The sequence below is a fragment of the Nocardioides sp. Root122 genome (assembly GCF_001425025.1).
Taxonomy (GTDB): domain Bacteria; phylum Actinomycetota; class Actinomycetes; order Propionibacteriales; family Nocardioidaceae; genus Nocardioides.
Genome location: NZ_LMDE01000012.1, coordinates 108414 through 133240, shown reverse-complemented (window position 1 = coordinate 133240; position 24827 = coordinate 108414). Strand labels below are relative to the sequence as shown.

Sequence of the window (24827 nt, the reverse complement as noted above, 5' to 3'; positions counted from 1 at the left end):
CGATGCGGCACGGCGCGGGCCACCCGGTGCGAAGCCGCGCCGCCCCGACTGGCCGCGTGAGGAGCACCGCCATGACCACGACCACCATCCCCTCAACCATCACGACGGCCATGACTCGGCCCGCCCGGGTCACGCTCGGCCTGCTGGTGTCCGCGCAGTTCCTCGTCATGCTCGACACCTCGATCGTGAACGTCGCGCTCCCGTCCATCCAGAAGGAGCTCGACTTCGGTCCGGCAGCCCTGACCTGGGTCGTCAACGCCTACGTGCTCGCGTTCGCCGGGCTCCTGCTGCTCTCGGGCAGAGCCGCAGACCTCGTCGGCCGGCGCCGCGTCTTCACCTGCGGGGCGGCGCTGTTCACGGCCGGGACCGTTCTGGCGGCCGCGGCGGTCAACCAGGAGATGCTCATCGTCGGCCGCATCGTGCAGGGAGTCGGTGCCGCCGGACTCAGCCCCGCGGCCATGTCTCTGCTCCTGGCCTCCTTCCCAGCCGCGCAACGCGCCAAGGCGATGGGCGCCTGGGGCGCCGCCTCCGCCCTCGGCGGAGCCACCGGCGTGGTGAGCGGCGGAGTGCTCGCCGGCACAGTCGGCTGGCGAGCAGTGTTCCTCGTGACCGTTCCCGTGTCGCTGGCTGCTGTGGCGCTGGCGCGCCGGGTCCTGCCAGCGGACGTGCCGGGTGTCCGGCGTACGGTCGACTGGGCCGGCGCAGCCGTTGCGACCGGCGCGGTCATCACCTTGGTGCACAGTGCTGTCGACGCGGTCGACCACGCCTGGACCTCCCCGCGAGTCGTCGGACTCCTCGCCGTGTCGCTGGTCCTGATGGCGGCCTTCGTCGCCATCGAACGTCGGGCCACTGACCCGCTGGTCCCGCTTCAGCTCTTCTCCTCCCGTGCCCTGCGCGTGGGCACGGTGGTCGCGCTGTTCGGCGGGGCCTCACGGGCATCGACCTTCGTCCTGGTCGCGCTCTACTTCCAGCAGGTCCTCGCCATGTCTCCCGAGCAGGCAGGCCTCGCCATGGTCCCCACCTCGCTGACCGGGTTCGCCGTCTCGTTGACCGTGCTGCCGCGGCTCCTCGCAGCCATGGGGCCCGTACGCAGCCTGGTGCTGGGCCTCGTCGTCCTCGCCGCCGGCCACCTGTGGCTGGCCCAGGTCCCGACCGGTTCCGGCTACGTCACGGCCGTCCTCCCAGGACTCCTGCTCGTCGCGACCGGCGTCGCCCTCAGCTTCACCCCCACGACCATGGTCGTTGCCTCCGCCGTTCCCGCCACGCACACAGGCCTGGCGTCCGGCCTCGCGGGAGCATCGGTGCAGATCGGTGGCGCTCTCGGGACCGCGGCCCTCATCGTCATCGGCCTCACGGCTGGGCGGCCGATCCACGGCGCCCTCGACCCCTCGGGATTCTCCGCAGCGTTCACCGCAGCCGCCGTCGTGGCACTCGCCACCGCAGCTCTGGGAGCGACGCTCGCGCGACCCCGCGCCTGAGTCGGCCAACCCCGGCCATGTGGCCGGGGCGAGCGAGCCCCGAAGACGGAAGCGTCAGCTCCACAGCATCACCCCATGACCCCATCCACCGCTCACCATCACACCCGGAGGCACCCATGCACGGACACCACGGCCCCGCCGTCGAGGCGGACGCCCACATCGACACACGATCCTGGGGACCGATGGTCGTCGCGCTCGTCGCGCAGGTCCTCGTCGTCATCGACATCTCCGTCGTCAACACCGCCATGCCCACCATCGGCCACGAGCTGGGGCTCGCGAGCAGCGACCTGCAGTGGGTCGTCACGGCCTACCTCCTGATGTCCGGCGGCTTCCTCCTCCTCGGAGGACGCATCTCCGACCTGGTCTCACGGCGTGCGGTCTTCCTCACCGGGCTGACACTCTTCACCACCGCGTCGCTGTTCACCGGGTTCGCCAGCGGCGCAACCGAGCTCATCGCCGGACGGGCCGCCCAAGGAGCAGCCGCCGCCCTGATGACACCTTCGGCGCTCTCGATCATCAGCACCACCTACACCGGCACGCAGAAGGCGCGCGGCCTCGCCCTCTGGGGAGCCATCGGCGGCCTCGGCATCGCCGTCGGCGTCGCTCTGGGCGGCGTCCTCACCACGTGGGTGAGCTGGGAAGCGATCTTCTGGATCAACGTGCCGATCGGTGTGCTCGCCATCGCCACGACGTTCCACGTCGTCGCCAAGGACCACAAGGCCCCGGCCAAGCTCGCCGACTTCGACGTCCCCGGAGCCATCGCCGGCGTCGGCTCGCTCGCCACCTTGATGTTCACCCTGGCCCGCGTGGAGTCGCAGGGCTGGACGTCTGTGCAGACCGTTGCCGGCTTGGCTGTTGCCGCGGTCCTGATGGTCGGGTTCCTGTTCGTCGAGGGCCGCGCCGAGCAGCCGCTCGTGCACCCGCACACGTGGAAGATCTCGAGCCTGGTGTCGAGCACCACGGTCATGCTGGGGATCACCGGACTCCTCATGTCAGTGGTGTTCCTGACGTCGATCTTCGGGCAGACCGCCCTCGGCTACTCCGCCCTGGAGTCCGGGCTCGCGTTCCTCCCGCTGGCCGTCACCCTCGTCATCGGCACGCACCTCGCCGCCCACGGCAGCGCCCACCTGTCGGCCCGAGCCATCGCCGCGGTCGGCCTCGCCGTCGTTGCCGGCGGGGGGCTGCTCCTGTCCCGCGCCGACACCGCATCGTCCTACCTCGGCGGTCTGCTCCCCGGGCTCTGCCTGGTCGGACTCGGCGCGGGCATGGTGTTCGCCGCCGTCGCCGGGACCGCCCTGAACGGCATCCCGGCCGAGCACACCGGAATGGCATCCGGGTTCCTGATGACCGGACACGAAGTCGGTGCAGCACTCGGGGTCGCCGTGCTCTCGGCCATCGCCGCAACAGCCGGCAACCTCACCGCCGCTTCAGGCGTCGTCGACGCCTACTCGCGGGGGTCGGTCGCCATCACCGCGATAGCTCTGGTCTTCGCGGCCGTGGCCGTCATCCGGATGCCCGCCGGCAAGGCCGACGCCGGACACATGCACATGCACTGACCATCCGGTCACGGGTCGGTCGAGCTGCCCGGGCCTCTCCTGAGTCGGCGCACATGCCAACTCAGGGGAGCTTCTCGGTGAAGACGCGCACCGTCGACGCTTGGCGCGACGTCTTCCGCATCCTGGATGTGCTGCAGGCTCAGGCGGTCCGCGAGCGGCGCGAGACTGGTGCGTCGGGTAGCTCGAATCCCTTGGCGATCAGCCAGGCCGGGAGGAACACGAGCTCGAACAGCCCGCCGGGGACCAGGAGAAGCTGCCCGGCACCCGCGCCCATGTCGAGGACCCCGAGGAGGTCGAGCGGTACGCCGATGGTGAGCGAGACGTATCCGACCAGACCGAGCATCGCGATGGGCCGCGGGACCAGCCGTCCGATCAGGAGAAGGTAGGTCAGGACGATGCCGCCGAGCCCGGTGGGCACGTAGACCCACAGCAGGTGGTTCGGCACCACGTGGGACTGCGCCAGGAGGTAGATCCCGCAGGTCGCCGAGACGAGGCACTCGGTGATTCGCAGGCCCGGATACCAGCCGGCGAGGCCAGGGCTGACGTCTCGCAGGACCGGATACATCAGCAGGCCGATGCCGACGACCGCGAGCCCGGAACACACCATCAGGACGACCCCGAGGATCAGCCGGACACGGTCGGGGTCGCCGTCGACGAACGTCTGGATCAGGTTCGTCCCGAACATGGCGGTCACCATCTGGAGGATGAAGAGGAGGCCCACCGCGATCGCGGTCCTTCTGCTGTTCGGGGTGTCCACGCTGGATCGTGTGGCTGTCGGGGTGCTCAGGGTGGTCATGGCTCGCCTTCCGTCGGCGTCAAGGAGCCCGAGTCCCTAACAGTGTTAGATTGGAGTCTCAACCTACGCCTAACGGTGTTAGATTGTCTAGGCGGGCGAGCAAAGGGGACACCGTGGGACGCAGATCAGCCGAAGAGTCGACCAGGGCACCCGTGAACCGGGAGCGGACGCTGGCAGTCGCCCTTCGGGTGGCGGACGGCGAGGGGATCGAAGCCGTGACCATGCGCCGGCTCGGGCGGGAGCTGGGCGTGGAAGCCGCGTCGCTCTACCACCATCTCCACGGCAAGGACCAGATTCTCGACGGGCTGGTCGACGTCGTTGCCGCCGAGATCGAGCTTCCCGACCCGTCGACCGAGTGGCGCGAGGCGATCAGCCAGCGGGCTCACCGGACCCGTACGGTCCTGCTCAGCCACCGGTGGGCCGTCAGCCTGATGGCGTCCAGGAACACCCCGGGGCCCGCCACCCTGGGACTGCTGGAGTCAGGGATCCGTTCGTTCCGCGAAGGAGGATTCTCGATCGCCGCTGCCGCTCACGCGATCTCGACCGTGGACAGCTACGTGCACGGTTTCGTGCTCCAGGAAGCAAACCTGCCGTTCCGCGACCAGTCGGAGCTGGCGATCATGACTACTTCCATCATGGAAGCGTTCCCCGCAACGACCTTCCCCTACCTCTTCGAGATGACCGTCGAGCACGTCCTCCAGCCCGACTACGACTACGGCAAGGAGTTCGACTCCGGGCTCACGCTCGTGCTTGACGGTGTCGCCGCACTGCGATCGGTGGAGTGACCAAGGATGAGGCCGGCGGACCGTGCGATTGCTGCTCCGGCCGTGTTCGCGAGGTGCTCGAGGGCGCCGTCGAAGCCGGCATGGCCGCTGGGGCCACGTACTCCGGCGCGGATGACGGCGTCGGCATCGGGCGCTTCCCCGTCGGTCAGGGCGAGGAGCGTCAGGCCGTGTGCCGTCTCGATGATGCCGGTTGGGCTGACGGCGATCGTGCGGGCGGCGGGCGTAGTTGCTGTAGATCTCGAAGATGCTGGCAGTGTCGAGTTCAAGTCCCGTTGCTCACCCCGAAGAGATCGAGCCCCCGACCTGGACAGGTCGGGGGCTCGATCGTCATCCACGTCCGACGCCGGCACGGCGTCCGTCGGGTCAGCCCGCGGCGGGGGCCTCGGTGGTCTCAGCGGCATCGCACTCGGTCAGGCGCTCCTGCGCCTTGGCCACGCGCTGCTGCTGGGCACGCTTGGTCACCTTCACCTCGTCGCGGTCGTGCTTCGCGTCGGCGAGCGCACGACGGGCCTCGGCCTTCGCGCGGCCGGTCTCGGCCTGCGCGACGACCTCCTTGGCCTTCGTCACGCGGGCCTCCTGGCGCGCGAACACGGCGGTCACGCGCTCGAGGGCGGCCTCGGCCTTGTCGACCTGGACCTGCTGCCTGGCGCACGGCTCGGGCGTCGAGGAGTCATCGGCGCTGGCTGCAGAGACGGCGAACCCTCCGCCGAGAGCGATCGTGGCGGTCGCAACGACGCTTGCGAAGCGGATGGAGACAGACATCTGGATTCCTCCTGGTCGCGGTGTGGCCCTGCGCCACACCTCGTCCCACCTACAGCGCTGCGGAGGACGAGGGTGTTACACCTGTTGCGGCGAGACAGCGGGCGACGAGCCCACAGGTCACCTCGCCGCCGTTTTGCCATTCGGGCCGTCTGTCGCGTGAAGTAGGGGGTGCCGGGCGCGCTTCCCACGCCTCGGTCCGCTGCTCGTGTCCTCAGTCGTCGGGGTGACCAACGTCGCCACGACGCTCAGAAAGGTGTGCCTCGTGTCCAGGTGGTCGACCCCCGTGGCAGTCGCGTCCCTGCTCCTCGGCGTGGCGTTGGCCGGGGTCTCCCCGGCCTCCGCGACCCACGACGGAGACCGCGCGAAGGCCGCGAGCGCCTCCCCCGACGCGCGCGCCGCGAAGCAGCGGTGGAAGGCCCCCAACGGGCCCTTCTTCAACGACCCCCACCGCAAGGCGGGCCACTTCACGATCGAGCAGCAGGTCATCAAGGCGATCCGGCACACGCCCCGGCGCGAGACGATCCGGATCGCGGTCTACTCCTTCGACCGGATGCCCGTCGCGAACGCGCTGATCGACGCCCACAAGCGCGGTGTCCGGGTGCAGATGCTGCTCAACGACCACCAGGACACCCGCGCGATGCAGGCGATCCGGGCCGAGGTGGGCACCAACCGCAAGAAGAAGAGCTTCATCTACAAGTGCGTGGCCGGCTGCCGCAGCACGCAGAACGAGTACAACAACCTGCACTCGAAGTTCTACTCCTTCACCCAGTCCGGCAGGACGAAGGACGTCATCGCCGTCGGGTCGGCCAACATGATGCTCAACGCCGCCCTGCACCAGTGGAACGACCTCTACTTCTCCTCCGGCGACCACACCCTCTTCCGCCAGTTCGTCTCGCTCTTCAACAACATGAAGAAGGACTGGGACAAGCGCCGACCGCCGCGCCACTTCTGCGGCACGTCGGCGAGCGCGGACTGCGACGACTCCGTCGCCAAGTCCACGGTCTGGGCGTTCCCCAAGGTGTCGGGCCCCAAGAACGACCTCGTCATCGACATGCTCAACCGGATCCAGTGCCTGACCCCGGACGGCGCCGGCGGCCAGAAGCGCACCCGCCTCGCCCTGTCGATGCACACGATGCGCGGACGCCGCGGTGACTACCTGGCCGCTGCGATCCGCAACAAGTACGCCGAGGGCTGCGACTTCCGCGTCAGCTACGGCCTCATCGGCTACCACACCAAGCAGATCCTGGGCGCGCCCACGGCGCGTGGCAGGATCCCGCTGCGGTCCACCGGCATGGACTACAACACCGAGGACGACTTCGACCTCAACCACGACGGCGAGGACGACCTGATCCTCGACTACTACAGCCACCAGAAGTACTTCGTCATCCAGGGCACCTACAACGGCGTCCCGGACACCAACCTGGTGCTGACGGGCTCGACCAACTGGGCCAGCCTCAGCACGGCCAACGACGAGATCTGGATGACCGTCCAGGGCAAGCGCGTCGCGCGGAAGTACGTCGCGAACTTCGACTACCAGTGGGACCACCAGCGCAACTCGCGGGACGCCTACACCACCACCTACGCGGAGTTCCGGCAGGCACGGATGGTGCGCCAGGCCGACGGCACGATGCGCAGGACGTACGTCACCACGCGCCGCCCGGTCACCACGGTGGAGCCCGACCACTACCGCACGGGCCCCTACTGGGAAGCCGACTGACGCAGGCCGGACCAGCACGATCGGGCGCGACCGGCGGCGCGGCGGGCAGCCCGCCGCGGCCGCCCGCCTGCCGGGTCAGCGCTCCTCGACCCCGCCCAGGCGGCTGGGGATGCCCAGCCGGAGCGGCCGGCCCCGGATGGGGTTGGCCGCGGCCACCTCGTCGAGCGAGTCGACGATGTTGCGCAGGTTGATGATCAGCGCGCCGTAGACCGCCCACTGCGGCGACCGCTCGGTGCCGCGCAGGTCGTCGCTGAACTCCTGCAGCCGGCGGCGTACGTCGACCAGCGTGGCGGGGTCCGCCTCGACCGCGGCCCGGCCGGTCTCGCGCAGCAGGCCGATCCACCGTTCGGCGAACCGCTCGTCGAGGGCGCTGTGGTGGGCCTGGGCCCCGAGCGTCCGCGCCAGGCTGCGGGTCTCCGCCACCGACTGCTCGAGCCGTCGCAGGAGGTCGTGCCACTGCTGGGGGTCGCGCATCGCGCGCGCCGAGCGCCGCGGGTTCATCCGGGCGCTCTCCTGCGCCTGGCGGACCAGCGCCCACGCCTGGTCGAGGTCCTCGTCGATGTCGCGCGTGCGCTCGACCCAGGCGCGAGCGTCCTCCACGCTGCCGCTCCTCGCCATGCCATCGGCCATGTCGACGAGCAGCTCACCCACGGCGTCGTCGACGCGGTCGAGCGCCTTGGCTGCCGTGTGTCGTCGCAACGGCGGCCACACCAGTGCGTTGACCGTGAGGCCGACGGCGACGCCGATGGCGGTGTCGAGCAACCGGGATATGAGCATCACGTCGCTGTCGAAGCCGGTCGTGAGGACGACCAGGCCGGTCGTCGCGATGGTGGTCGCCTCGGCGCCGAGCCATGGGACCGCGCCCAGCACGAGCGCGACCCCCAGCAGCAGCGCGATCGACACCGTGGTCAGCCCCACGGTCTCCCCGACCGCCGAGGCGAGCACCACGGCCACCACCGTCGCGGCCACCTGCTGGGACCCCTTCGAGAAGGTCCGGTAGACCGTGGCGTGCACCACCAACAGCGCGGACCACGGCGCGAGGAACGGCTGCGGCAGGTCGAGCACGCTCGCCGCAAGCACCCACGCGACGACGGCGGCGAGCACCGTCTTGCCCAGCTGGAGGACGTCGTTCCACCACACCGGGTCGCTGAGCCTGTCATCGACCCGCGCGCGGATCGTCGCCCACATCTCCTGACCTCTTCCCTCCACCCGTCACGACCCTACGGGCGGGGTGTGGGAGCCGGGACACCTCCCTAGCGGCGTACCTCCGGCGCCGCCAGGAGCACGGGGCAGGTCGCCTCGCGCAGCACCGCCCGGGCCACGGGCCCGATGTGCGAGCCGACGGGCAGGATCGGGTCGTGGCGTCCGACCACGAGCAGGTCGGCGTCGGCCGCTGCCTCCACGAGGGACTCCACCGCGCCTCCGCGGCGCACCCGGACGTCGGCCTCGATGGCCACCTCGACGTCGCCGAGCGCGTCGAGCGCCGCGCAGACCTCCGCGCGCGACCGGTCGGTCCACCGCTGCGACTCCTCGGGACTGATCCGCAGGGTGTCGTAGGGATCGGGCAGCGACCAGGCATGCACGACCCGCAACGTGGCTCCTCGCACCCGCGCCTCCGCGCTGGCCGCGGCCAGCACCGCCGCCGAGCGCCCGGGGACGTCGACGCCGACGACCACGACGGGGGGTGCGCCGGACGGGGTCCAGCCGGTCGGCACCGCGACCACGGGCACGCGCGTGTGCGCGGCCACGCCGCCGGCGATCGTGCGGTTGACCAGTCGGGCCAGTCGCGAGAGGTGGCGGTGCTCCAGCACGACGAGCCGCGCGTCCTTGGCGGCGCGCACCAGCACGGGGACCGGCGCTCCCTTGTGGAGCACCTCGACGACCGGGACCAGCCCGTGCACGACGTCTTCGGCCTGCTCGACGGCGATCGCCAGGCTCTCGCGGCCGAACTTCTCGACGCCCTCGGCGGTGATCAGCACCGTCTCCGGACCCTGGGGCACCACCGGCACCGCGTGCACGAGGTGCAGCGGGCAGCCGGCGCGCAACGCCTCCTGCGCGCCGTACCGGACGGCCGAGCTCACGTCGTCGGGACCGACGGCGACCACGACGGGCGGTGCCGCGGTGCTGTCCGAGTGCTCGATCACGGCGTCCTCCTCAGGCCGACGGGTCGGGGATCTCCCACCTCCACGGTCCTCCGCCGGGGCGGCGCCACCTAGGGACCAAGGGCCCGAGGGCGTACGCCGAGCGACCCTGATCGCGCGACGCCCGCGAGGAGGATGCTGGAGGGGTCCCGACGAGCCAGGAGGATCCGGTGAAGGCCCTGCGACTGAACAGCTGGAAGAGCGACGCGGTGCTCGAGGACGTGCCCGTCCCCGAGCCAGGACCCGGACAGGTCCTGATCGAGGTGGGCGCCGCCGGCGCCTGTCACTCCGACCTGCACCTGATGCACGAGTTCGAGCCCGGCCTCCTGCCGTGGTCGCCGCCCTTCACGCTCGGCCACGAGAACGCCGGCTGGGTGCACACGCTCGGCGAGGGCGTCACCGGCCTGCAGGTCGGCCAGCCCGTCGCGGTCGTCGGCGCCTGGGGCTGCGGCCACTGCGAGCACTGCCTCGCGGGCCTGGAGACCTACTGCGAACGCCCGGACCGTGCGCCGATACCCGGTGGCGGCGGCGGGCTCGGCCTCGACGGCGGGATGGCCGAGTTCATGCTCGTCGATTCCGTCCGGCACCTCGTCCCGCTGCCGGAGGGTCTCGACGTGGTCGACGCGGCCCCGCTCACCGATGCGGCACTGACGCCGTACCACGCCGTACGACGCTCGCTCGGCAAGCTCGGGCCGGGGAGCACCGCGCTGGTGATCGGTGTCGGCGGGCTCGGGCACCTCGCAGTGCAGGTCCTCAAGGCCGTGTGCGCGGCCCGCGTGATCGCGATCGACGGTCGCGAAGGGGCGCGCGAGCACGCCGTCGCGCTCGGGGCCGACCTCGCCATGGCGCCCGGTGCGGACACGGCCGCCCAGGTGCGGGCCGCCACGTTCGAGGGCCGGGGCGTCGACGTGGTGCTCGACTTCGTGGGCTCCGACGACACGCTGGCGACCGCCGCCCAGGTGGTGCGCCAGATGGGCGACCTCACCATCGTCGGCATCGCCGGCGGCACCCTGCCGGTGTCGTTCTTCGGCCTCCCCTACGAGACCAGCGTGCAGACGACCTACTGGGGCAACCGCCAGGAGCTCGTCGAGGTGCTGGAGCTGGCCTCGCGTGGGCTGATCCACGCCGAGTCGACCATCTACACCCTCGACGACGCGCCCGCCGCCTACCGCGACCTCGAGCACGGAAACGTGCGTGGGCGTGCCGTCGTCGTGCCCAACGACTCCTTCAGTGGCTGAGGGTCTACCTTGGGCCGGTGACTCCCGGGAGCAGCAGCTATGACGTCGTCGTGGTCGGCGGCGGCCACAACGGACTGGTCAGCGCCGCCTACCTCGCGCGGGCGGGCCTGAGCGTCCTGGTGCTCGAGCGCCTGGACCACACGGGCGGCGCCGCGGTCTCCATCGAGCCCTTCCCGGGACACCCCGCACGGCTCTCGCGCTACTCCTACCTCGTGAGCCTGATGCCCGAGCAGCTGATGGCCGACCTGGACCTCGACGTGCAGCTGGCGTCGCGCACCACGGCGTCGTACACACCGTGGGTGCGCGGCGACCGGACCGGCGGGCTCCTCGTCGAGCGCCCCGAGGGCGAGGCGACGCGGGCGTCCTTCCGCGACCTCACCGGGGGCGAGGAGGAGTACGCCGCCTGGCAGGCGTTCTACGCCGAGGTCGGCCGGCTCGCCGAGGCGGTCTCCCCCACGCTGATGCAGCCGTTGCCGCTGGAGCGCGAGGTGCGCGGGTTGGTCGACGAGCGGATCTGGAACGAGGTCGTGGCCGAGCCGCTCGGACGCGCCATCACCGCGCGCTTCGCCGACGACACCGTCCGCGGCGTCGTGGCGACCGACGCGCTCATCGGCACCTTCGCGTCCCTGGACGACCCGTCGCTGATCCAGAACCGCTGCTTCCTCTACCACCTGATCGGCAACGGCACCGGCGAGTGGCGGGTGCCCGTGGGCGGCATGGGCGCCGTGACCGACGCGCTCGCGAAGGCGGCCGTCGAGGCCGGCGCGGAGATCGTCACGGGCGCCGGCGTCAGCTCCATCGCCACGGGCCCGGACGGCGCCGAGGTGAGGTTCCACGACGGCGCCGGGGAACGCTCCGTCACCGCTCGCCGGGTGCTGTCGGGCGTGGCGCCGTGGGTGCTGCGGATCCTGCTCGGCGAGGGCGAGGACGCGGACACCAAGCCGGCCGGCTCCCAGCTGAAGATCAACTTCCTCCTCGACCGCCTCCCCGCGCTGCGCTCCGGAGCCGACCCCGAGGTCGCCTTCGCCGGCACGCTGCACCTCGCCGAGGACTACACCCAGCTCGAGAGGGCGTACGACGCCGCTGCCGGCGGCGCGGTGCCCGACCCGATGCCGGGCGAGGTCTACTGCCACAGCCTCACCGACCCCTCGATCCTGGGCGACCGGGCGGGCTCGGCGCACACGCTGACGTACTTCGGGCTGCACACGCCGGCCGCGCTCTTCGACGCCGACCCGTCGGCGCGCGACGTGGCCACCAGCCGGGCGCTGGCATCGCTCGACGCGGTGCTCGCCGAGCCCATCCAGGACTGCCTGGCCACCGACGCAGAGGGCAACCCCTGCATCGAGGCCAAGATCCCCCAGGACGTCGAGCGCGACCTCGCCATGCCCGGCGGGCACATCTTCCACGGCGACCTGGAGTGGCCGTGGGCGCCCAACCGCGCGCGCCTCGAGACGCCCGCCCAGCAGTGGGGCGTGCAGACCGAGCACGACGTCGTGCTCCTCTGCGGCTCCGGCGCCCGGCGCGGTGGTGCCGTCTCCGGGCTCGGCGGGCACAACGCCGCGCAGGCCGTGCTGGCCGATCTGTGACCGGGGAGCCCCCTCGATTTCGCACGTCGGAGGCGACGCGGTAATGTTGTCCTCGCTTCACCGCACGCGCCATTAGCTCAATTGGCAGAGCAGCTGACTCTTAATCAGCGGGTTCGGGGTTCGAGTCCCTGATGGCGTACGAGAAGCTGAGAGCCGGTCCTTCGGGACCGGCTCTCGTCATTTCCGCAGCTCCCGCGTCCGGCCGCCCTCCGCGCACGTCGACACCGGCCCGAGAACAGGCCGCGAACAGACCGAGAACAGCCCGGGAACAGCGAAGAGCCGGCCCCTCGGGGGACCGGCTCCTCGCGTCGTGCGGTGCTACTTCGTGAACAGGCTGACTCCGCCCGGGCCGACCAGCAGGCCGACGATGATGAGGACGATGCCCCAGAGCATCTGACCCCGGACCAGCGAGACGATGCCGGACACCACGAGGATGACGGCGAGAATCCACAGCAGAAATGCCATTTGCATGCTCCCTTCGGTTGCGCGTTCAACCTAGCCTCCCGCCGTGGGGGCCTGAAATCGCCCACACCCCTAGGGTGGGAGGCTCGGTTCAGCCTTCCTCGCGCAGCCGCGGCGGCGTGAACCCCTCGGGGTTGAAGCCCGTCTTGTCGGCGTAGAAGTCGCGCAGCACGTCCATGTCGGCGGACACGTCACCCGTCGGGTGGAACGTCGGGCCCCAGCCGACGGTGCGCGAGGGGACGTCGAGGAACGCCAGCGTGATCGGCAGCCCGGTCTGCTGGGCGATCCGGTAGAAGCCGGACTTCCAGTACTCCCCCCGCGACCGGGTGCCCTCGGCCGCGATCCCGATCACCCACGGGTCGTCGCCTGCGGCCTCGGCGAGCAGCTCCTTGATGGTCGCCGCGGGGTTCTTGCGGTCCAGCTCGACCGCACCGGTGCGGCGCAGCAGCCACCCCAGCGGACCGACGAAGAGCTCCTTCTTGACCAGCAGCCGGATGGTGATGCCGTAGCGCCAGGCGAGGAGGAGGGTGAGCACCCAGTCCCAGTTGGAGGTGTGCGGTGCGCCGACCAGCACCCCGCGCTGGGGCACCTCCCCCACGGCCTGCCACCGCACGGCTCGGAGCAGCAGCCCGGCGACCGTGCGCCGGACGCGCGCGGCACCGGTGGGCGCGGGAGCCAGCGGGACGGCGGCGAGCGGCGCCCTGGCCGCGGCGGCGCGCTCGCGACCCTGGGCGCGCTCGCGCTGCAGGTCCCACAAGTAGGGGTCGAAGTCGACCTCCATGGTGTGGCGGGGCGAGTCGTAGAAACGCCGGACGTTGCGCTCGTGGTCCTCGGTCATCTGACGGCGGATCACCGCGTCGGACGGTGGCAGGTAGCCGCCACCCAGCATCTCGGCGATCCACGCGGACTGGGCCTCGGCCAGGGGCATGACCGCGCCGATCGGCTGCAGCAGGCCGATGAAGAACAGCCCCGGGAGGTCGGGGTGCACGGCGCGCTTCCACAGCGGCAGCACGTTGTCCTCCACCGAGACGAGGTCGGGGCCGAGGAACGGGAAGCGCACGCGGTAGCCGGTGGCCCAGACGATCAGGTCGGCCGGCGCACTGGTGCCGTCGACGAACACGACGCGGTCGCCCTCGAGGCGCTCGATCGCCGGCTTCGCGGTCACCGCCCCGGCGGCCAGCCGCTCACGGATCTTCTCGGACTGGACCGGGTGCGACTGGCCGGGCTTGTGGCTGGGCGCGGGCAGGCCGTACTTCGTCATGCTGCCCGCGGTCAGGGCGCCGATGCGCAGCCGGGTGGCGGTCACCCACCACGGCACCCAGCCCGGCGGCAGGAGGCCCTGGTCGCTCGGCTTGCCGAGGAAGAACTTGCGCAGCACCCACTCGGTGCGCCGCACCGACCACGTCGTCGTACGGGCGCGGAAGGACGACTCCACGGCGATGTCCATGGCCGAGTTGCCGGCCCCGACGACCACGACGTCGCGGCCCTCGAACTGGTCGGCGGAACGGTAGTCGTGGGAGTGGATCTGCTCGCCGTCGAACGCACCCGGGTACGCCGGGTCGGGCCAGCGCGGGTCCCAGTGGTGGCCGTTGGCGACGAGGACCGCGTCGTAGGTGCGGGTCTCGGTGCCCCCGGGACCGCTGATCCGGACGTCCCACCGCCCGTCGGCACCGCGCGAGACGTCCTCGACCGTGGTGTCGAAGGTGATCGTGCGGCGGAACCCGAAGTGGTCGACGTACTGCTCGAAGTAGGCGTGGACCTGGTCGTGGCGCGCGTAGTCGGGGTAGTCCTCCGGCATCGGGAAGTCGGAGTAGGCCATGCGCGGGCACGACGTGTTGATCTCGAGGGTGTCGTAGCACGCGGACTGGCCGTTGGAGTTGTCGTAGACCCACGTGCCCCCGATGTCGCTCCCCTTCTCGAAGCAGTCGAAGGGGATGCCCGCGAGGTAGAGGTGCTTGGCAGCGGTGATGCCCGAGGACCCGGCACCGATGACGCAGGTGCGCGGCAGGGACTCGTCGACCGGGACGGGCTCGGTCACGGCCGCGGCGCGGTGGGACTGCTTGACGAGGTAGGCCATCGGGCGCTCCTGTGCTCGGGGCTAGAGGTAGAGACCGGTGGAGCCGCCGTCGAGGCGCTCGGCGGCGACGGCATGCACGTCACGCTCGCGCATGACGACGTAGACCTCGCCGTGGACCTCGACCTCGGCCTTGTCCTCGGGGTCGAAGAGCACGCGGTCGCCGACCTCGACGGACCGGGCGTGCGGCCCGACCGCGATGACCCGCGACCAGGCAAGGCGGCGGGCACCCATCGCGGCGGTCGCCGGGATGACGATGCCGCCACTGGACCGACGTTCGCCGGACTCCTGGTCCACCTCGACGAGGAGGCGGTCGTGCAGCATCTTGATCGGGGCGGACTTGCTCGGGCTGCCGCCCCCGGACGCCGTGCTCAGCTCGCGACCTTGCGCACGACGGCGAACAGCACGATCACGCCCACGACCGCGCCGGCGGCCTTGAGGATGTTGTCGGTGCGCGGCGCCCCGCTGTCGAGGTCGACGAAGTGCGACTTCACCGTCGTCACCTGGCGTCCGACGATCGTCTTGGGGTGGGCACGGTGGGCGAGCTGGTCGATGGTCACGGCCAGTCGCTGGCGCGTCTCCTCGATCTCGCGCTCGAGCGCGCTCATGTCCTGGGTCACGCGGGAAGGCTATCAACGCCGTGCGCACGATCCGGTGCGGCGACCTTGTTGCAACTGATGTGCAATAGCATCGTGGGGTGAACAAGGCACCCCGCGGCTGGTCCGCCACCGACCGACGCCACATCGCCGCGATGGCGGTGGTCGTGCTCGGCCTCAACGCTGTCGGCTGGGGCGTGCTCCTCGCCGTCGTCGCCCCGCAGCGCTTCGAGGTCGGGAGCTCCGGCGTCTTCGGCGTGGGACTGGGGGTGGCGGCGTTCCTGCTGGGCGCCCGGCACGCCTTCGACGCCGACCACATCGCCGCGATCGACAACACCACGCGCAAGCTCGTCGGGGAAGGACGCCCGGCGACCACGACGGGCTTCTGGTTCGGCATGGGCCACTCCAGCGTGGTGTTCGGGCTCAGCTTCCTGCTCGCCATCGGCGTACGCGCCCTCGCCGACCCCGTCAAGGACGACGGCTCGGTCCTCCAGGGCACGCTCGGCACCATCGGCACCGTCACGGCGGGCACCTTCCTCATCGTCATCGGCCTGATGAACCTCAGCGCCCTGCTCGGCATCGTCCACGCCTACCGCCACCTGCGCGCCGGCACGTTCGACGAGGAGCACCTCGAGCACCACCTGCACAACCGCGGCTTCCTCGCCCGCATCTTCAAGCGCACCACGCAGCGGGTCACCCGGGCCCGACACCTCTACCCGGTCGGCCTGCTGATGGGCCTCGGCTTCGACACCGCCACCCAGATCGCCCTCCTGGTCCTGGCCGGCGGCACCGCGGCGTTCGCACTCCCGTGGTACGCCGTGCTCACGCTGCCCGTGCTCTTCGCTGCAGGCATGGTGCTCTTCGACTCGATCGACGGCGTGCTGATGAGCCGGGCCTACTCGTGGGCCTTCCTCAAGCCGATCCGCAAGATCTACTACAACTTCACCGTGACGATCCTCTCCGTCACGGTCGCCCTCTCCATCGGCCTGCTGCTGCTGGTCCAGCTCGCGGCCGACTGGGTGCCGGGCCTGGCATGGGCGGGCCGGATCGACCTGGAGTATGCCGGCTTCGGCCTCGTGGCATTGTTCGTCCTCGTCTGGGGTGCGAGCGTGGCGTGGTACCACCTCGCGCGCATCGAGGACAGGTTCGACGAGCAGATCGAGAAGGGACTCGCATGACCGACCGCCTCACCACCGGTGACACCGCGCCCGACTTCACGCTGACCAGCGACACCGGCGAGCAGGTGAGCCTGGCCGACCTGCGCGGCACGAAGGTGATCGTCTACTTCTACCCCGCCGCGATGACCCCGGGCTGCACGAAGCAGGCCTGCGACTTCTCCGAGTCGCTCGACTCCCTCCGCGGCGCCGGCTACGAGGTCCTCGGCGTGTCCAAGGACGCCCCGGCCAAGCTCGCGAAGTTCCGCGAGCGCGACCGCCTGACCCTGACCCTGCTGTCCGACGAGGACCTGGCCGTGCACCGGGCCTACGGCGCCTACGGCACCAAGAAGCTCTACGGCAAGGAGGTCGAGGGCGTGCTCCGCTCGACCTTCGTCATCGACGAGGCCGGCAACATCGAGCTCGCCCAGTACAACGTCAAGGCCACCGGCCACGTCGCGAAGCTGCGCCGCGACCTCGGTCTCGACTGAGGACGTACGCCGCACGTGCGGCGGTCGTGGCCCTCGATCCGCGACGTGCCGGGCCAGGACCGCCGCACGTGTCCGAGTTGTCGCCCTCCGGAGGCGCCCCGCGGGGCGACCTCTCGGACACGTGTGAGGATTGGCCCGCGCGCTCGTAGCCCAATTGGCAGAGGCACACGGTTTAGGTCCGTGACAGTGAGAGTTCGAGTCTCTCCGAGCGCACCCCGACCGACGTCCCAGTTTCGCGTGAGTCCCGCCCGTGTGAGCCACGTCACCACTAGGGTCCGCGCATGGACTCCGCGTTGACCACCGTCGGACTGCCCCTCGCGCTTGCGATCATCATGTTCGGGCTCGGCCTGGACCTCACCCCCGCCGACTTCCGGCGCGTCGGCCGGGCGCCCAGGGCGGTGGCCGTGGCGCTGGCCTGCCAGGTGGTGCTGCTGCCCGCGATCTGCTTCGGCCTGGTCGTCCTCCTGGACCTGCCCGCCCTGCTCGGCATCGGCATGCTGCTGCTCGCGGCGTCGCCCGGTGGCACCACGGCCAACCTCTTCAGCCACCTCTTCCGCGGGGACGTGGCCCTCAACATCACGCTGACGGCGATCAACACCGTCATCGCGGTGGTCACGCTGCCGCTCATCACCGGCTTCGCCATCGCGTACTTCGACCGCCAGGACGACGTGTCGATGCCGCTGGTCGAGATCGTCAAGGTGTTCGCGCTCATCCTGCTTCCGGTCGGCATCGGCATGCTGGTCAACAACCGTGCGCCCGGCTTCGCCCGCCGGATGGACAAGCCGGTCCGGATCGGTTCGGCGGTGATCCTCGCGATCCTCGTCCTCGGCATCCTGCTCGACCAGCGCGAGAACGTCGGGGACTACCTCGCCGACGTCGGACTGGTCACCGCGGTGTTCTGTGCGGTCAGCCTCGTCGTGGGCTACGTCGTGCCGAAGGCCTTCGGCGTCACCGGCCCGCAGGCCATCGCCTCGTCGATGGAGGTCGGGGTGCACAACGCCACCCTTGCCATCTTCGTCGCGGTCGAGGTGCTCGACGAGGTCGAGATCTCGGTGCCCGCCGCTGTCTACTCGCTCGTGATGTTCCTGTTCGCGGCCCTGTGGGGGTCGTGGGTGTCCCGCCGGGTCGGCGCCCGCGAGCAGGTCGCGGTCAGCTGAGGTCGGCGGCGACGGAGGGCGCCAGCTCGCGCAGCGCGCGGCCGCGGTGCGAGATGCGGTCCTTCTCGGCCGGGTCGAGCTCGGCGGAGGTCAGGCCCTCGGCGTCGTGCTCGGCGGCCACGAAGACCACGTCGTAGCCGAAGCCACCGCTCCCCCGGACCTCGCGGATGATGCGGCCGTCCATGCGGCCCTCGACCACGCGCTCGCGCCCGTCGGGCATGACCCAGGCGACCGCACAGGTGAAGTGCGCCCCCCGACGCTCGTCGGGGACGTCGTGGAGCTGGTCGAGCAGGAGCTCGTTGTTGCGGGCGTCGCGCCCGCCCTCGACGGCCTTCGAGCTGCCCGACCACCGCGCGGACAGCACGCCGGGCATGCCGTTGAGCGCGTCGACGCACAGCCCGCTGTCGTCGGCCACGGACGGCAGACCGGTCGCCGCCACTCCGGCGCGCGCCTTGAGCAGCGCGTTGCCCTCGAAGGTCGGCTGGTCCTCGACGGGCTCGACGTAGCCGTCGACGTCCTCGATGCCGAGGACCTCGATGTCGGGCACGTGCTCGGCGAGGATCCGCTGCATCTCGACGATCTTCTTGGCGTTGGCCGAGGCGAGGAAGACCTTCATCGGGCGAGCGCCTCGTGCTGCAGGCGCGTCAGGTCGGAGCAGCCCTTCTCGGCCAGCGCGAGCAGCGCGTCGAGCTCGGCGCGGTCGAAGGCCGCGCCCTCGGCGGTCCCCTGCACCTCCACGAACTTGCCGTCGCCCGTCATCACGACGTTCATGTCGGTCTCGGCGCGGACGTCCTCGACGTAGGGCAGGTCCAGGCGCGGCACGCCGTCGATGATGCCCACGCTGACCGCGGCGACCGACCCGGTGAGCGGCTCGCCGGTCAGGGCGCCGTTGCCGCGCAGGTGCGCGACCGCGTCGGCCAGGGCGACGTAGGCCCCGGTGATCGCGGCGGTGCGGGTGCCCCCGTCGGCCTGGAGGACGTCGCAGTCGAGGACGATCGTGTTCTCGCCGAGGGCCTGGTAGTCGATGACCGCGCGGAGCGAGCGGCCGATCAGTCGCGAGATCTCGTGGGTGCGGCCACCGATGCGCCCCTTGACCGACTCCCGGTCGGAGCGGGTGTTGGTCGCCGCGGGGAGCATGGCGTACTCGGCGGTGACCCAGCCCAGGCCGGAGCCCTTGCGCCACCGCGGGACGCCCTCGGAGGCCGACGCGGCACACAGCACCTTGGTGCCGCCGAACTCGATCAGCACCGATCCGGCGGCGTGGTCGAGCCAGTTGCGGGTGATGGTGATCGGGCGGAGCTCGTCGTCGGCGCGACCGTCTGCTCGGGGGGTCGAAGTCATGGCTCGACCCTAGAGGCTGCACATGACGGAGCCGGGTCCGGTCACCCCCGTGAGTCACCGGGCCCGGCCCACAGGTCCCTACCCCGCGGGACCAGTACTGCACGCGGCCCCACGCCGCGCAGCTCCCTCCACGCGGTGGCGCCACCAGCCTGCCCGCCGGACGCCGGTCGCGCATCGTCCCTCGGGTGGTGCTTGGCGCGACCAAAGTAGGAGATGCGCTCGCTACCCTGTGGGCCGTGGAGCCCCGTCCCGCTCTCTCCGAGACCCAGCCCAAGCTGACCTGGGTCTCACAGGCGTGGCGCTACGCGCTCGCCATCGCCATCTCGGCCGCCGTCTGGCAGACCGTGGCCGTGATCGAGTGGCGTGATCACCCGGGGTTCTTCGTCGTCGAGCTGGTCCTGGGCTGCGCAGCCTTCGTGCTCGTGTGGTTCCGGCGCAGGGCGCCGGTGCCCGTCGCGCTGGCGATCGCGGCGATGAGCGCGCTCTCGGGAGTCGCGGCCGGTCCCGCGACCCTGGCTGCGGTGTCCGTGGCGACCCGCCGCAACTTCTGGCAGGTGGTCGCGGTCGGCGCCGCCAACTTCGTCGCCGCGCAGACCTACACGACGATCGCCCCCATCGAGGACAACGACCCGGTGATCACGACCTTGGTCAACTTCGCGGTCAACACCGGGATGATGGGCTGGGGGCTCTACATCGGGTCCCGGCGCGAGGTCATCTGGAACCTCCGCAACCGCGCGGAGCGCGCCGAGCGCGAGCAGGAGCTGCGCGTCGCCCAGGCGCGGCTCACCGAGCGCGCGCAGATCGCCCGCGAGATGCACGACGTGCTGGCGCACCGCATCACCCAGGTCTCGATGCACGCGGGCGCCCTCGCCTTCCGCGAGGACCTCGACGGCCATCGGCTCCGGGAGGGGCTCGGCCAGATCCAGGGCCAGGCCAACGAGGCCCTGCACGAGCTCCGCGGCGTTCTCGGCGTGCTGCGGGAGGACGACCCCGGCCCGCCCGCGGCGCGCCCCCAACCGACGTACGACGACATCCCCGCGCTCGTGGCGGAGGCACGGTCCCTCGGCCTCGACATCGCGTGGTCCGACGAGGTCGACACCTCCGTTCCGGTGCCGGTGGCGACCGGCCGCACGGTCTTCCGGATCGTGCAGGAGGGGATCACCAACGCGCGCAAGCACGCTCCCGGATCGGTCATGGCGATCCGCTCGACGGGTGATCCCGACGCAGGCATCACGCTGGTGCTGGCCAACCCCCTCGAGGGCGTGCCCACCGGGGCGCCCGGCTCCGGTCTGGGCCTGGTCGGGCTTCGCGAGCGCGCCGAGCTGCGTGGTGGCCGGATCGACCAGCGCACCGACGGCTCGACGTTCGTGCTGGAGGCGTGGCTACCGTGGAGCGCGTGATCCGCGTCCTGCTCGTCGACGACGACCCGCTGGTGCGCTCCGCGCTCTCCCTGATGCTGGGTGGCCAGACCGACATCGACGTGGTCGGGGAGGCCGGCGACGGGCAGGCCGGCGTCGAGCTCGTGGACGCCCTGCAGCCCGACGTCGTGCTGATGGACATCCGGATGCCGGTCATGGACGGGCTCGAGGCGACCCGGCGCCTGCACAGCCGTCCGGCGCCGCCCTCGGTCGTCGTGCTGACCACGTTTGACGCCGACGACCACGTCGTCAGCGCCGTGGCAGCGGGTGCCGACGGCTTCCTCCTCAAGGACACCCCGCCCAGCGACATCGTCAGCGCCATCCGCACGGTGGCCGCGGGCGACGCGATGCTGTCCCCCTCGGCGACCCGCAGCCTGGTGTCCCGGCTGCGCAGCACGACCACGACGGAGCGCACGACGACCGCGGCGGACCGGCTGACCGTGCTCACCGAGCGCGAGCTCGAGGTGGCGGTGTGCGTCGGTCGTGGCCTCAGCAACTCCGAGATCGCCTCCGAGCTCTACCTGTCGATCCCGACGGTCAAGTCCCACGTCTCGCGGCTGCTCACCAAGCTCGGCAGCAGCAACCGCGTGCAGGTGGCGATGGTCGTGCACGACGCCGGCCTGGTCTGAGCAGGGCTCAGATCTCGTACGTCGCCCCCGCGCGCGCCAGCTCGACCGGGCCGTCCCACTCGGCGCGGGCCTCGGCCTCGGCGTCGGCGGGGTCGTGCCACGGCGGGACGTGGGTGAGCACGAGGCGCTCCACGGCGGCCTTGGCCGCGGTGCGGCCGCAGTCGGTGCCGGTCATGTGGAGGTCCGGCGGGTTGTCGTCGCCGCTGCGGAACGACGCCTCGGCCAGCAGCAGGTGCGCGTCGGTGGCGGCCGCGTCGAGGGCCGGGCAGGGTCCGGTGTCGCCGGAGTAGACGAGCGTGCGCCCACCCGCGGTCACCCTCAGCGCGAAGGCGGCGACGGGGTGCACCACGGGATGCGCCTCGACGGTGAAGGGGCCGAGCTCGACCGCTCCGCCCTGCACCCGGCTGGGGTGGTCCCGGAAGTCGAACTCCTCGTGCATGCCGGGCTCGAGCGGCAGGTCGTAGGCGCGCGCCATCCGGTCCGCGGTGCCCTCGGGTCCCCACACGGGGATCCGGGGCTGGGCGCCGGTGGGGTGGTACTTGCGCATCACGTAGTAGCCGCAGAGGTCGAGGCAGTGGTCGGCGTGCAGGTGAGTGACGAAGACCGCGTCGATGGTCAGCGGGTCGGCGTAGCGGTGCAGCTGGCCGAGGGCGCCGTTGCCCAGGTCGAGCAGGACGCGCCACGTGCGCCCCTCGTGCTCCTCCTCGAGGAGGTAGCAGCTCGCAGCGGAGTCGGGGCCCGGGTAGGAGCCCGAGCACCCGACGACGGTCAGTCTCACCCGAGACCTCCCGCGAACTGGCTGGCGCTGAGCAGCTCCGAGCCGAGGAACCGGCGGCCGACGGTGGCGAAGTCCTCGGGGCTGCCGGTGGTGGAGAACGTGTAGTCGGGCTCGCCGGTCTCGCGCATCAGGCCGGTGCTCGCCAGCATCTTGTAGACGTCCTTGGCGCACTCCTCCGCCGAGCTGACGAGGGTCACCTGGTCGCCCATGACGTAGGAGATGACGCCGGTCAGCAGCGGGTAGTGGGTGCAGCCCAGGATGAGCGTGTCAACGCCTGCCGCCACCAGCGGGTCGAGGTAGTCGTGGGCCGCGACGAGCAGCTCGTCACCACCGGTGATCCCCTGCTCGACGAAGTCCACGAAGCGCGGGCACGCCTGGATGTGGAGGTCGAGGTCGGGGACCGCGGCGAAGGCGTCGTCGTACGCCATCGAGCTCGCGGTCGCACGCGTGCAGATGACGCCGACCCGGCGGTTGCGGGTGGCCGCGGCAGCCCGTCGCGCCGCCGGCAGGATCACCTCGACGACCGGCACGTCGTAGCGCTCGCGGGCGTCGCGCAGCATCGCCGCACTGGCCGAGTTGCAGGCGATGACGAGCGCCTTGACGCCCTGGCCGTAGAGGTGGTCGAGGCATTCGAGGGCGTACTCGCGGACCTCGCCGATCGGCTTCTGGCCGTAGGGCTGGCGGGCGGTGTCGCCGAGGTAGACGACCGACTCGTGGGGCAGCTGGTCGATGACCGACCGGGCGACCGTCAGGCCGCCGAACCCGGAGTCGAAGATGCCGATGGGGGCATCGGCGGTCATCCGCGGGTCAGGGGTCGGCACAGGCAGAAGGCTAGGCGGTGGGGCAGTCACGGGTCACGCCATCGCGGGCGTCGGCCCGGTCACACATCGGGGGCGGCGCGCTGCGTCGGGCCGGGAAACCCTCGACGAGGACGACCGCGGGTTAGGGTCGGGCAGTGCTTCGTCGAACCTCTCTCGCCAGCTCCCTGACCGCCGCACTCGTCTCGGGCGCCCTGCTGATCGGTGCCCCCGCGTGCGCCGTCGTGCCGTCGGCCCCCTCCGCGGGCACGACACGCCAGGTCGCCCAGAAGACGGCCCAGCGGGCCGACTCCGAGTCCGTGCTGGCCATCTCGATCGACGGGATGAGCGTCGCCGCAGTGCGCAAGCTCGGCCGCAAGCAGCTGCCGAACCTCTACAAGTTCATGAAGGCCGGCGCCTCCACGATGAACGCGCGCACCGAGCGCGAGATGACCGTGACGCTGCCCAACCACACCGGCATGGTCACCGGTCGGCGCATCGAGGCCGCGACCGGCGGGCACGGCGTCACCTGGAACGACGACCGGCTCACGCCGAACACCGTCCAGGAGGCCGCGGGCCACGACGTCGCCTCCGTGTTCACCGCCGTCGACGCGGCGGGCGGCTCGACGGCGCTCTTCGCGGCGAAGACGAAGTTCACGCTCTGGCAGCGCTCCTGGCCCGACGCGATCGACCGGACGACGATCAACGACGACAACGCCGAGCTGGTGGACGAGCTCATCGCCGACCTCGGTGAGGACCGCGACTTCCGCTTCCTGCACCTCTCCCCGCCCGACGTCGCCGGCCACGCCCACGGCTGGATGTCGAAGCCCTACCTGCGCGCCGTGCGCACGTCCGACCGCCTCGTCGGCCGCGTGGTGGCGGCCGTGGGCTCCGACCCGGTCCGCAAGGCCGGCACCACGATCCTGCTGACCAGCGACCACGGTGGCCACGGCCCGAGCCACGACAACGCCCGCCTGCTCGACGACTACCGCATCGTGTTCATGGCGCGCGGTTCGGCGGTCGACAAGGGGGTCGACCTCTACGCCATCAACCCGACCTACAAGGACCCGGGCAAGCGCCGCACGACCTACGGCGCGAAGCGCCAGCCCGTTCGCAACGGCATGGTCGCCAACCTCGCGCTCGACCTGCTCGACCTGCCGCCCGTCACCGACAGCGAGTTCGACGTGCTGCAGGACCTGCGGCTCACCGCCGCCCCCTGACGGCAGCCGCCTCCCAGCCGAGCGGCCAGGGGTTGAACCGGCAGCCGCCGGTGCCCTTGGACTGCTGCATCATCACCGGTGCCGGTCCGCCGCCCGGAGGGCACGACGCGTGGCCGCGGCCGAGCCAGTGCCCGGTCTCGTGGTTGACGACCAGGTGGCGGTAGTCGCGCAGCGAGCGACCGGCCGCGTTCCACGCCGGTGAGGCGTGCAGCCAGCGGTCCTGGTTGATGATGACGAAGCGACCGACCCGGCACGACCACGTGGCCGAGCACGACGAGGAGAACGACGGCACGGCGCCCGCCGCCGCCAGGACCAGCGTGAAGTCGCCACCGCGGCGGACGCGCCGGAACGCCACGCCGCCGTAGCGCCACCCCCGCGGGTCGGCGTAGGTCTCCTGGGCCAGCCTGCGGAACTCCGCGAGTGAGGCCGTGACCCGACCGCGGGTGGTGACCGAGTACGTCACGCGCCGGCGCACGGGGATCGCGTAGCCCTCGGCGGAGGGCTGACCGTTGGTCGTCGTCGAGCGGTGCTGGTCGACGATCCCGCGGTCGAAGGCCTGGACGGGCGCCGCGAGCAGGGTCAGGACGAGCGCGGCGAGCGGGAGGACGCGGGCGACCCGGGACATGGAGGGAGCCTAGACGCACTCCACGC

At 71.4% G+C, this 24827-nt stretch carries 25 protein-coding genes and 2 tRNA genes; 14 read left to right on the top strand and 13 right to left on the bottom strand.

From position 1 onward, the window contains the following. The first annotated feature begins 71 nt into the window (after window positions 1-71). Window positions 72-1478 carry an MFS transporter gene (locus tag ASC64_RS16110; protein WP_056908566.1) on the top strand — a complete coding sequence of 469 codons (1407 nt, stop codon included), beginning with the start codon at window positions 72-74 and terminating at the stop codon, window positions 1476-1478. A gap of 116 nt (window positions 1479-1594) precedes the next feature. Continuing rightward, the gene (locus tag ASC64_RS16105) at window positions 1595-3034 is read left to right on the top strand and encodes an MFS transporter (RefSeq protein ID WP_056908565.1); all 1440 of its coding nucleotides are present in this window, start codon (window positions 1595-1597) and stop codon (window positions 3032-3034) included. Between the two features lie 139 nt (window positions 3035-3173). On the opposite strand, the gene ASC64_RS16100 is transcribed toward ASC64_RS16105, so the two are convergent. Beyond that, window positions 3174-3791 (bottom strand): DUF4386 domain-containing protein, encoded by a 618-nt coding sequence (locus tag ASC64_RS16100; RefSeq protein ID WP_162245818.1) that lies wholly within the window; start codon window positions 3789-3791, stop codon window positions 3174-3176. 8 nt (window positions 3792-3799) lie between these two features. On the opposite strand from ASC64_RS16100, the gene ASC64_RS16095 reads away from it, so the two are divergent. Then, a complete protein-coding gene (locus tag ASC64_RS16095; protein ID WP_327152675.1) occupies window positions 3800-4615 on the top strand; it encodes a TetR/AcrR family transcriptional regulator in 816 nt (271 codons plus the stop codon). Between the two features lie 363 nt (window positions 4616-4978). Here ASC64_RS16095 and ASC64_RS16090 read toward each other — a convergent pair whose 3' ends face one another. After that, on the bottom strand, window positions 4979-5377 hold the full coding sequence (locus ASC64_RS16090; protein WP_056908562.1) for a hypothetical protein: 399 nt from the start codon (window positions 5375-5377) through the stop codon (window positions 4979-4981). A 283-nt stretch (window positions 5378-5660) separates the two neighbouring features. On the opposite strand from ASC64_RS16090, the gene ASC64_RS16085 reads away from it, so the two are divergent. Beyond that, window positions 5661-7094, top strand: a complete 1434-nt coding sequence (locus ASC64_RS16085) for a phospholipase D-like domain-containing protein (protein ID WP_056908561.1) — start codon at window positions 5661-5663, stop codon at window positions 7092-7094. A 75-nt stretch (window positions 7095-7169) separates the two neighbouring features. Here the strand turns inward: ASC64_RS16085 and ASC64_RS16080 are convergent, their stop codons facing one another. Both ASC64_RS16080 and ASC64_RS16075 read right to left on the bottom strand, forming a co-directional pair. Then, window positions 7170-8282, bottom strand: a complete 1113-nt coding sequence (locus ASC64_RS16080) for an FUSC family protein (protein WP_056908560.1) — start codon at window positions 8280-8282, stop codon at window positions 7170-7172. 65 nt (window positions 8283-8347) lie between these two features. After that, on the bottom strand, window positions 8348-9238 hold the full coding sequence (locus tag ASC64_RS16075; protein ID WP_056908559.1) for a universal stress protein: 891 nt from the start codon (window positions 9236-9238) through the stop codon (window positions 8348-8350). Window positions 9239-9405: 167 nt separating this feature from the next. Between ASC64_RS16075 and ASC64_RS16070 the strand changes: the two genes are divergently transcribed. From ASC64_RS16070 to ASC64_RS16060, 3 genes are all read left to right on the top strand, one after another. Then, entirely contained in the window at window positions 9406-10473 is a 1068-nt protein-coding gene (locus ASC64_RS16070) for an NAD(P)-dependent alcohol dehydrogenase (protein WP_056908558.1), read from the top strand. Window positions 10474-10490: 17 nt separating this feature from the next. Then, on the top strand, window positions 10491-12059 hold the full coding sequence (locus tag ASC64_RS16065; protein ID WP_056908557.1) for a phytoene desaturase family protein: 1569 nt from the start codon (window positions 10491-10493) through the stop codon (window positions 12057-12059). Between the two features lie 66 nt (window positions 12060-12125). Then, a tRNA-Lys gene (locus ASC64_RS16060) sits at window positions 12126-12198 on the top strand. A 179-nt stretch (window positions 12199-12377) separates the two neighbouring features. On the opposite strand, the gene ASC64_RS22555 is transcribed toward ASC64_RS16060, so the two are convergent. The 4 genes from ASC64_RS22555 to ASC64_RS16045 form a co-directional block, all read right to left on the bottom strand. Then, window positions 12378-12524 (bottom strand): GPGG-motif small membrane protein, encoded by a 147-nt coding sequence (locus ASC64_RS22555; protein ID WP_200937839.1) that lies wholly within the window; start codon window positions 12522-12524, stop codon window positions 12378-12380. Between the two features lie 88 nt (window positions 12525-12612). Further along, complete coding sequence (locus tag ASC64_RS16055) at window positions 12613-14598, bottom strand: NAD(P)-binding domain-containing protein (protein WP_162245817.1); 1986 nt, start codon at window positions 14596-14598, stop codon at window positions 12613-12615. Between the two features lie 21 nt (window positions 14599-14619). Beyond that, window positions 14620-14919, bottom strand: coding sequence for a GroES family chaperonin (locus ASC64_RS16050; RefSeq protein WP_056908556.1), 300 nt, complete (start codon window positions 14917-14919; stop codon window positions 14620-14622). A 47-nt stretch (window positions 14920-14966) separates the two neighbouring features. Continuing rightward, complete coding sequence (locus ASC64_RS16045; RefSeq protein ID WP_056908555.1) at window positions 14967-15215, bottom strand: DUF3618 domain-containing protein; 249 nt, start codon at window positions 15213-15215, stop codon at window positions 14967-14969. A gap of 77 nt (window positions 15216-15292) precedes the next feature. On the opposite strand from ASC64_RS16045, the gene ASC64_RS16040 reads away from it, so the two are divergent. The 4 genes from ASC64_RS16040 (at window position 15293) to ASC64_RS16025 (ending at window position 17993) form a co-directional block, all read left to right on the top strand. Further along, window positions 15293-16369, top strand: a complete 1077-nt coding sequence (locus ASC64_RS16040) for a HoxN/HupN/NixA family nickel/cobalt transporter (protein ID WP_235563786.1) — start codon at window positions 15293-15295, stop codon at window positions 16367-16369. Then, window positions 16366-16836, top strand: a complete 471-nt coding sequence (bcp, locus tag ASC64_RS16035; RefSeq protein WP_056908554.1) for a thioredoxin-dependent thiol peroxidase — start codon at window positions 16366-16368, stop codon at window positions 16834-16836. Before ASC64_RS16040 ends, bcp begins: the two co-directional genes overlap by 4 nt. Before the next feature lie 139 nt (window positions 16837-16975). After that, window positions 16976-17049: transfer RNA gene (locus ASC64_RS16030), tRNA-Leu, on the top strand. 68 nt (window positions 17050-17117) lie between these two features. Beyond that, window positions 17118-17993: a bile acid:sodium symporter family protein gene (locus ASC64_RS16025; RefSeq protein ID WP_056908553.1), complete on the top strand. Its 876-nt coding sequence runs from the start codon at window positions 17118-17120 to the stop codon at window positions 17991-17993. Here the strand turns inward: ASC64_RS16025 and rdgB are convergent. Continuing rightward, window positions 17986-18609: an RdgB/HAM1 family non-canonical purine NTP pyrophosphatase gene (gene rdgB, locus ASC64_RS16020; protein ID WP_056908552.1), complete on the bottom strand. Its 624-nt coding sequence runs from the start codon at window positions 18607-18609 to the stop codon at window positions 17986-17988. The genes ASC64_RS16025 and rdgB overlap by 8 nt on opposite strands. Further along, window positions 18606-19334, bottom strand: coding sequence for a ribonuclease PH (gene rph, locus ASC64_RS16015; protein ID WP_056908551.1), 729 nt, complete (start codon window positions 19332-19334; stop codon window positions 18606-18608). Before rph ends, rdgB begins: the two co-directional genes overlap by 4 nt. A gap of 236 nt (window positions 19335-19570) precedes the next feature. Here rph and ASC64_RS16010 point away from each other — a divergent pair, with 236 nt between their 5' ends. Next, window positions 19571-20734 carry a sensor histidine kinase gene (locus ASC64_RS16010; protein ID WP_056908550.1) on the top strand — a complete coding sequence of 388 codons (1164 nt, stop codon included), beginning with the start codon at window positions 19571-19573 and terminating at the stop codon, window positions 20732-20734. Continuing rightward, a complete protein-coding gene (locus ASC64_RS16005) occupies window positions 20731-21381 on the top strand; it encodes a response regulator (protein ID WP_056908743.1) in 651 nt (216 codons plus the stop codon). Before ASC64_RS16010 ends, ASC64_RS16005 begins: the two co-directional genes overlap by 4 nt. Before the next feature lie 7 nt (window positions 21382-21388). Here the strand turns inward: ASC64_RS16005 and ASC64_RS16000 are convergent, their stop codons facing one another. Next, entirely contained in the window at window positions 21389-22159 is a 771-nt protein-coding gene (locus tag ASC64_RS16000) for an MBL fold metallo-hydrolase (RefSeq protein ID WP_056908549.1), read from the bottom strand. After that, the gene (gene murI / locus ASC64_RS15995) at window positions 22156-22959 is read right to left on the bottom strand and encodes a glutamate racemase (protein WP_056908548.1); all 804 of its coding nucleotides are present in this window, start codon (window positions 22957-22959) and stop codon (window positions 22156-22158) included. The genes ASC64_RS16000 and murI overlap by 4 nt, the downstream gene beginning before the upstream one ends. Window positions 22960-23114: 155 nt before the next feature. Between murI and ASC64_RS15990 the strand changes: the two genes are divergently transcribed. Continuing rightward, complete coding sequence (locus ASC64_RS15990; RefSeq protein WP_056908547.1) at window positions 23115-24176, top strand: alkaline phosphatase family protein; 1062 nt, start codon at window positions 23115-23117, stop codon at window positions 24174-24176. Here ASC64_RS15990 and ASC64_RS15985 read toward each other — a convergent pair. Beyond that, a complete protein-coding gene (locus ASC64_RS15985) occupies window positions 24160-24801 on the bottom strand; it encodes a DUF3152 domain-containing protein (RefSeq protein ID WP_056908546.1) in 642 nt (213 codons plus the stop codon). The genes ASC64_RS15990 and ASC64_RS15985 overlap by 17 nt on opposite strands. Between the last annotated feature and the right edge of the window lie 26 nt (window positions 24802-24827).

Coding starts and splice junctions, on each gene's coding strand:
- ASC64_RS16110 (WP_056908566.1), top strand. CDS start 72: ATGACCACGACCACCATCCCCTCAACCATCACGACGGCCATGACTCGG.
- ASC64_RS16105 (WP_056908565.1), top strand. CDS start 1,595: ATGCACGGACACCACGGCCCCGCCGTCGAGGCGGACGCCCACATCGAC.
- ASC64_RS16090 (WP_056908562.1), bottom strand. CDS start 5,377: ATGTCTGTCTCCATCCGCTTCGCAAGCGTCGTTGCGACCGCCACGATC.
- ASC64_RS16080 (WP_056908560.1), bottom strand. CDS start 8,282: ATGTGGGCGACGATCCGCGCGCGGGTCGATGACAGGCTCAGCGACCCG.
- ASC64_RS22555 (WP_200937839.1), bottom strand. CDS start 12,524: ATGGCATTTCTGCTGTGGATTCTCGCCGTCATCCTCGTGGTGTCCGGC.
- ASC64_RS16055 (WP_162245817.1), bottom strand. CDS start 14,598: ATGGCCTACCTCGTCAAGCAGTCCCACCGCGCCGCGGCCGTGACCGAG.
- ASC64_RS16050 (WP_056908556.1), bottom strand. CDS start 14,919: ATGCTGCACGACCGCCTCCTCGTCGAGGTGGACCAGGAGTCCGGCGAA.
- bcp (WP_056908554.1), top strand. CDS start 16,366: ATGACCGACCGCCTCACCACCGGTGACACCGCGCCCGACTTCACGCTG.
- ASC64_RS16025 (WP_056908553.1), top strand. CDS start 17,118: ATGGACTCCGCGTTGACCACCGTCGGACTGCCCCTCGCGCTTGCGATC.
- rdgB (WP_056908552.1), bottom strand. CDS start 18,609: ATGAAGGTCTTCCTCGCCTCGGCCAACGCCAAGAAGATCGTCGAGATG.
- rph (WP_056908551.1), bottom strand. CDS start 19,334: ATGACTTCGACCCCCCGAGCAGACGGTCGCGCCGACGACGAGCTCCGC.
- murI (WP_056908548.1), bottom strand. CDS start 22,959: ATGACCGCCGATGCCCCCATCGGCATCTTCGACTCCGGGTTCGGCGGC.
- ASC64_RS15985 (WP_056908546.1), bottom strand. CDS start 24,801: ATGTCCCGGGTCGCCCGCGTCCTCCCGCTCGCCGCGCTCGTCCTGACC.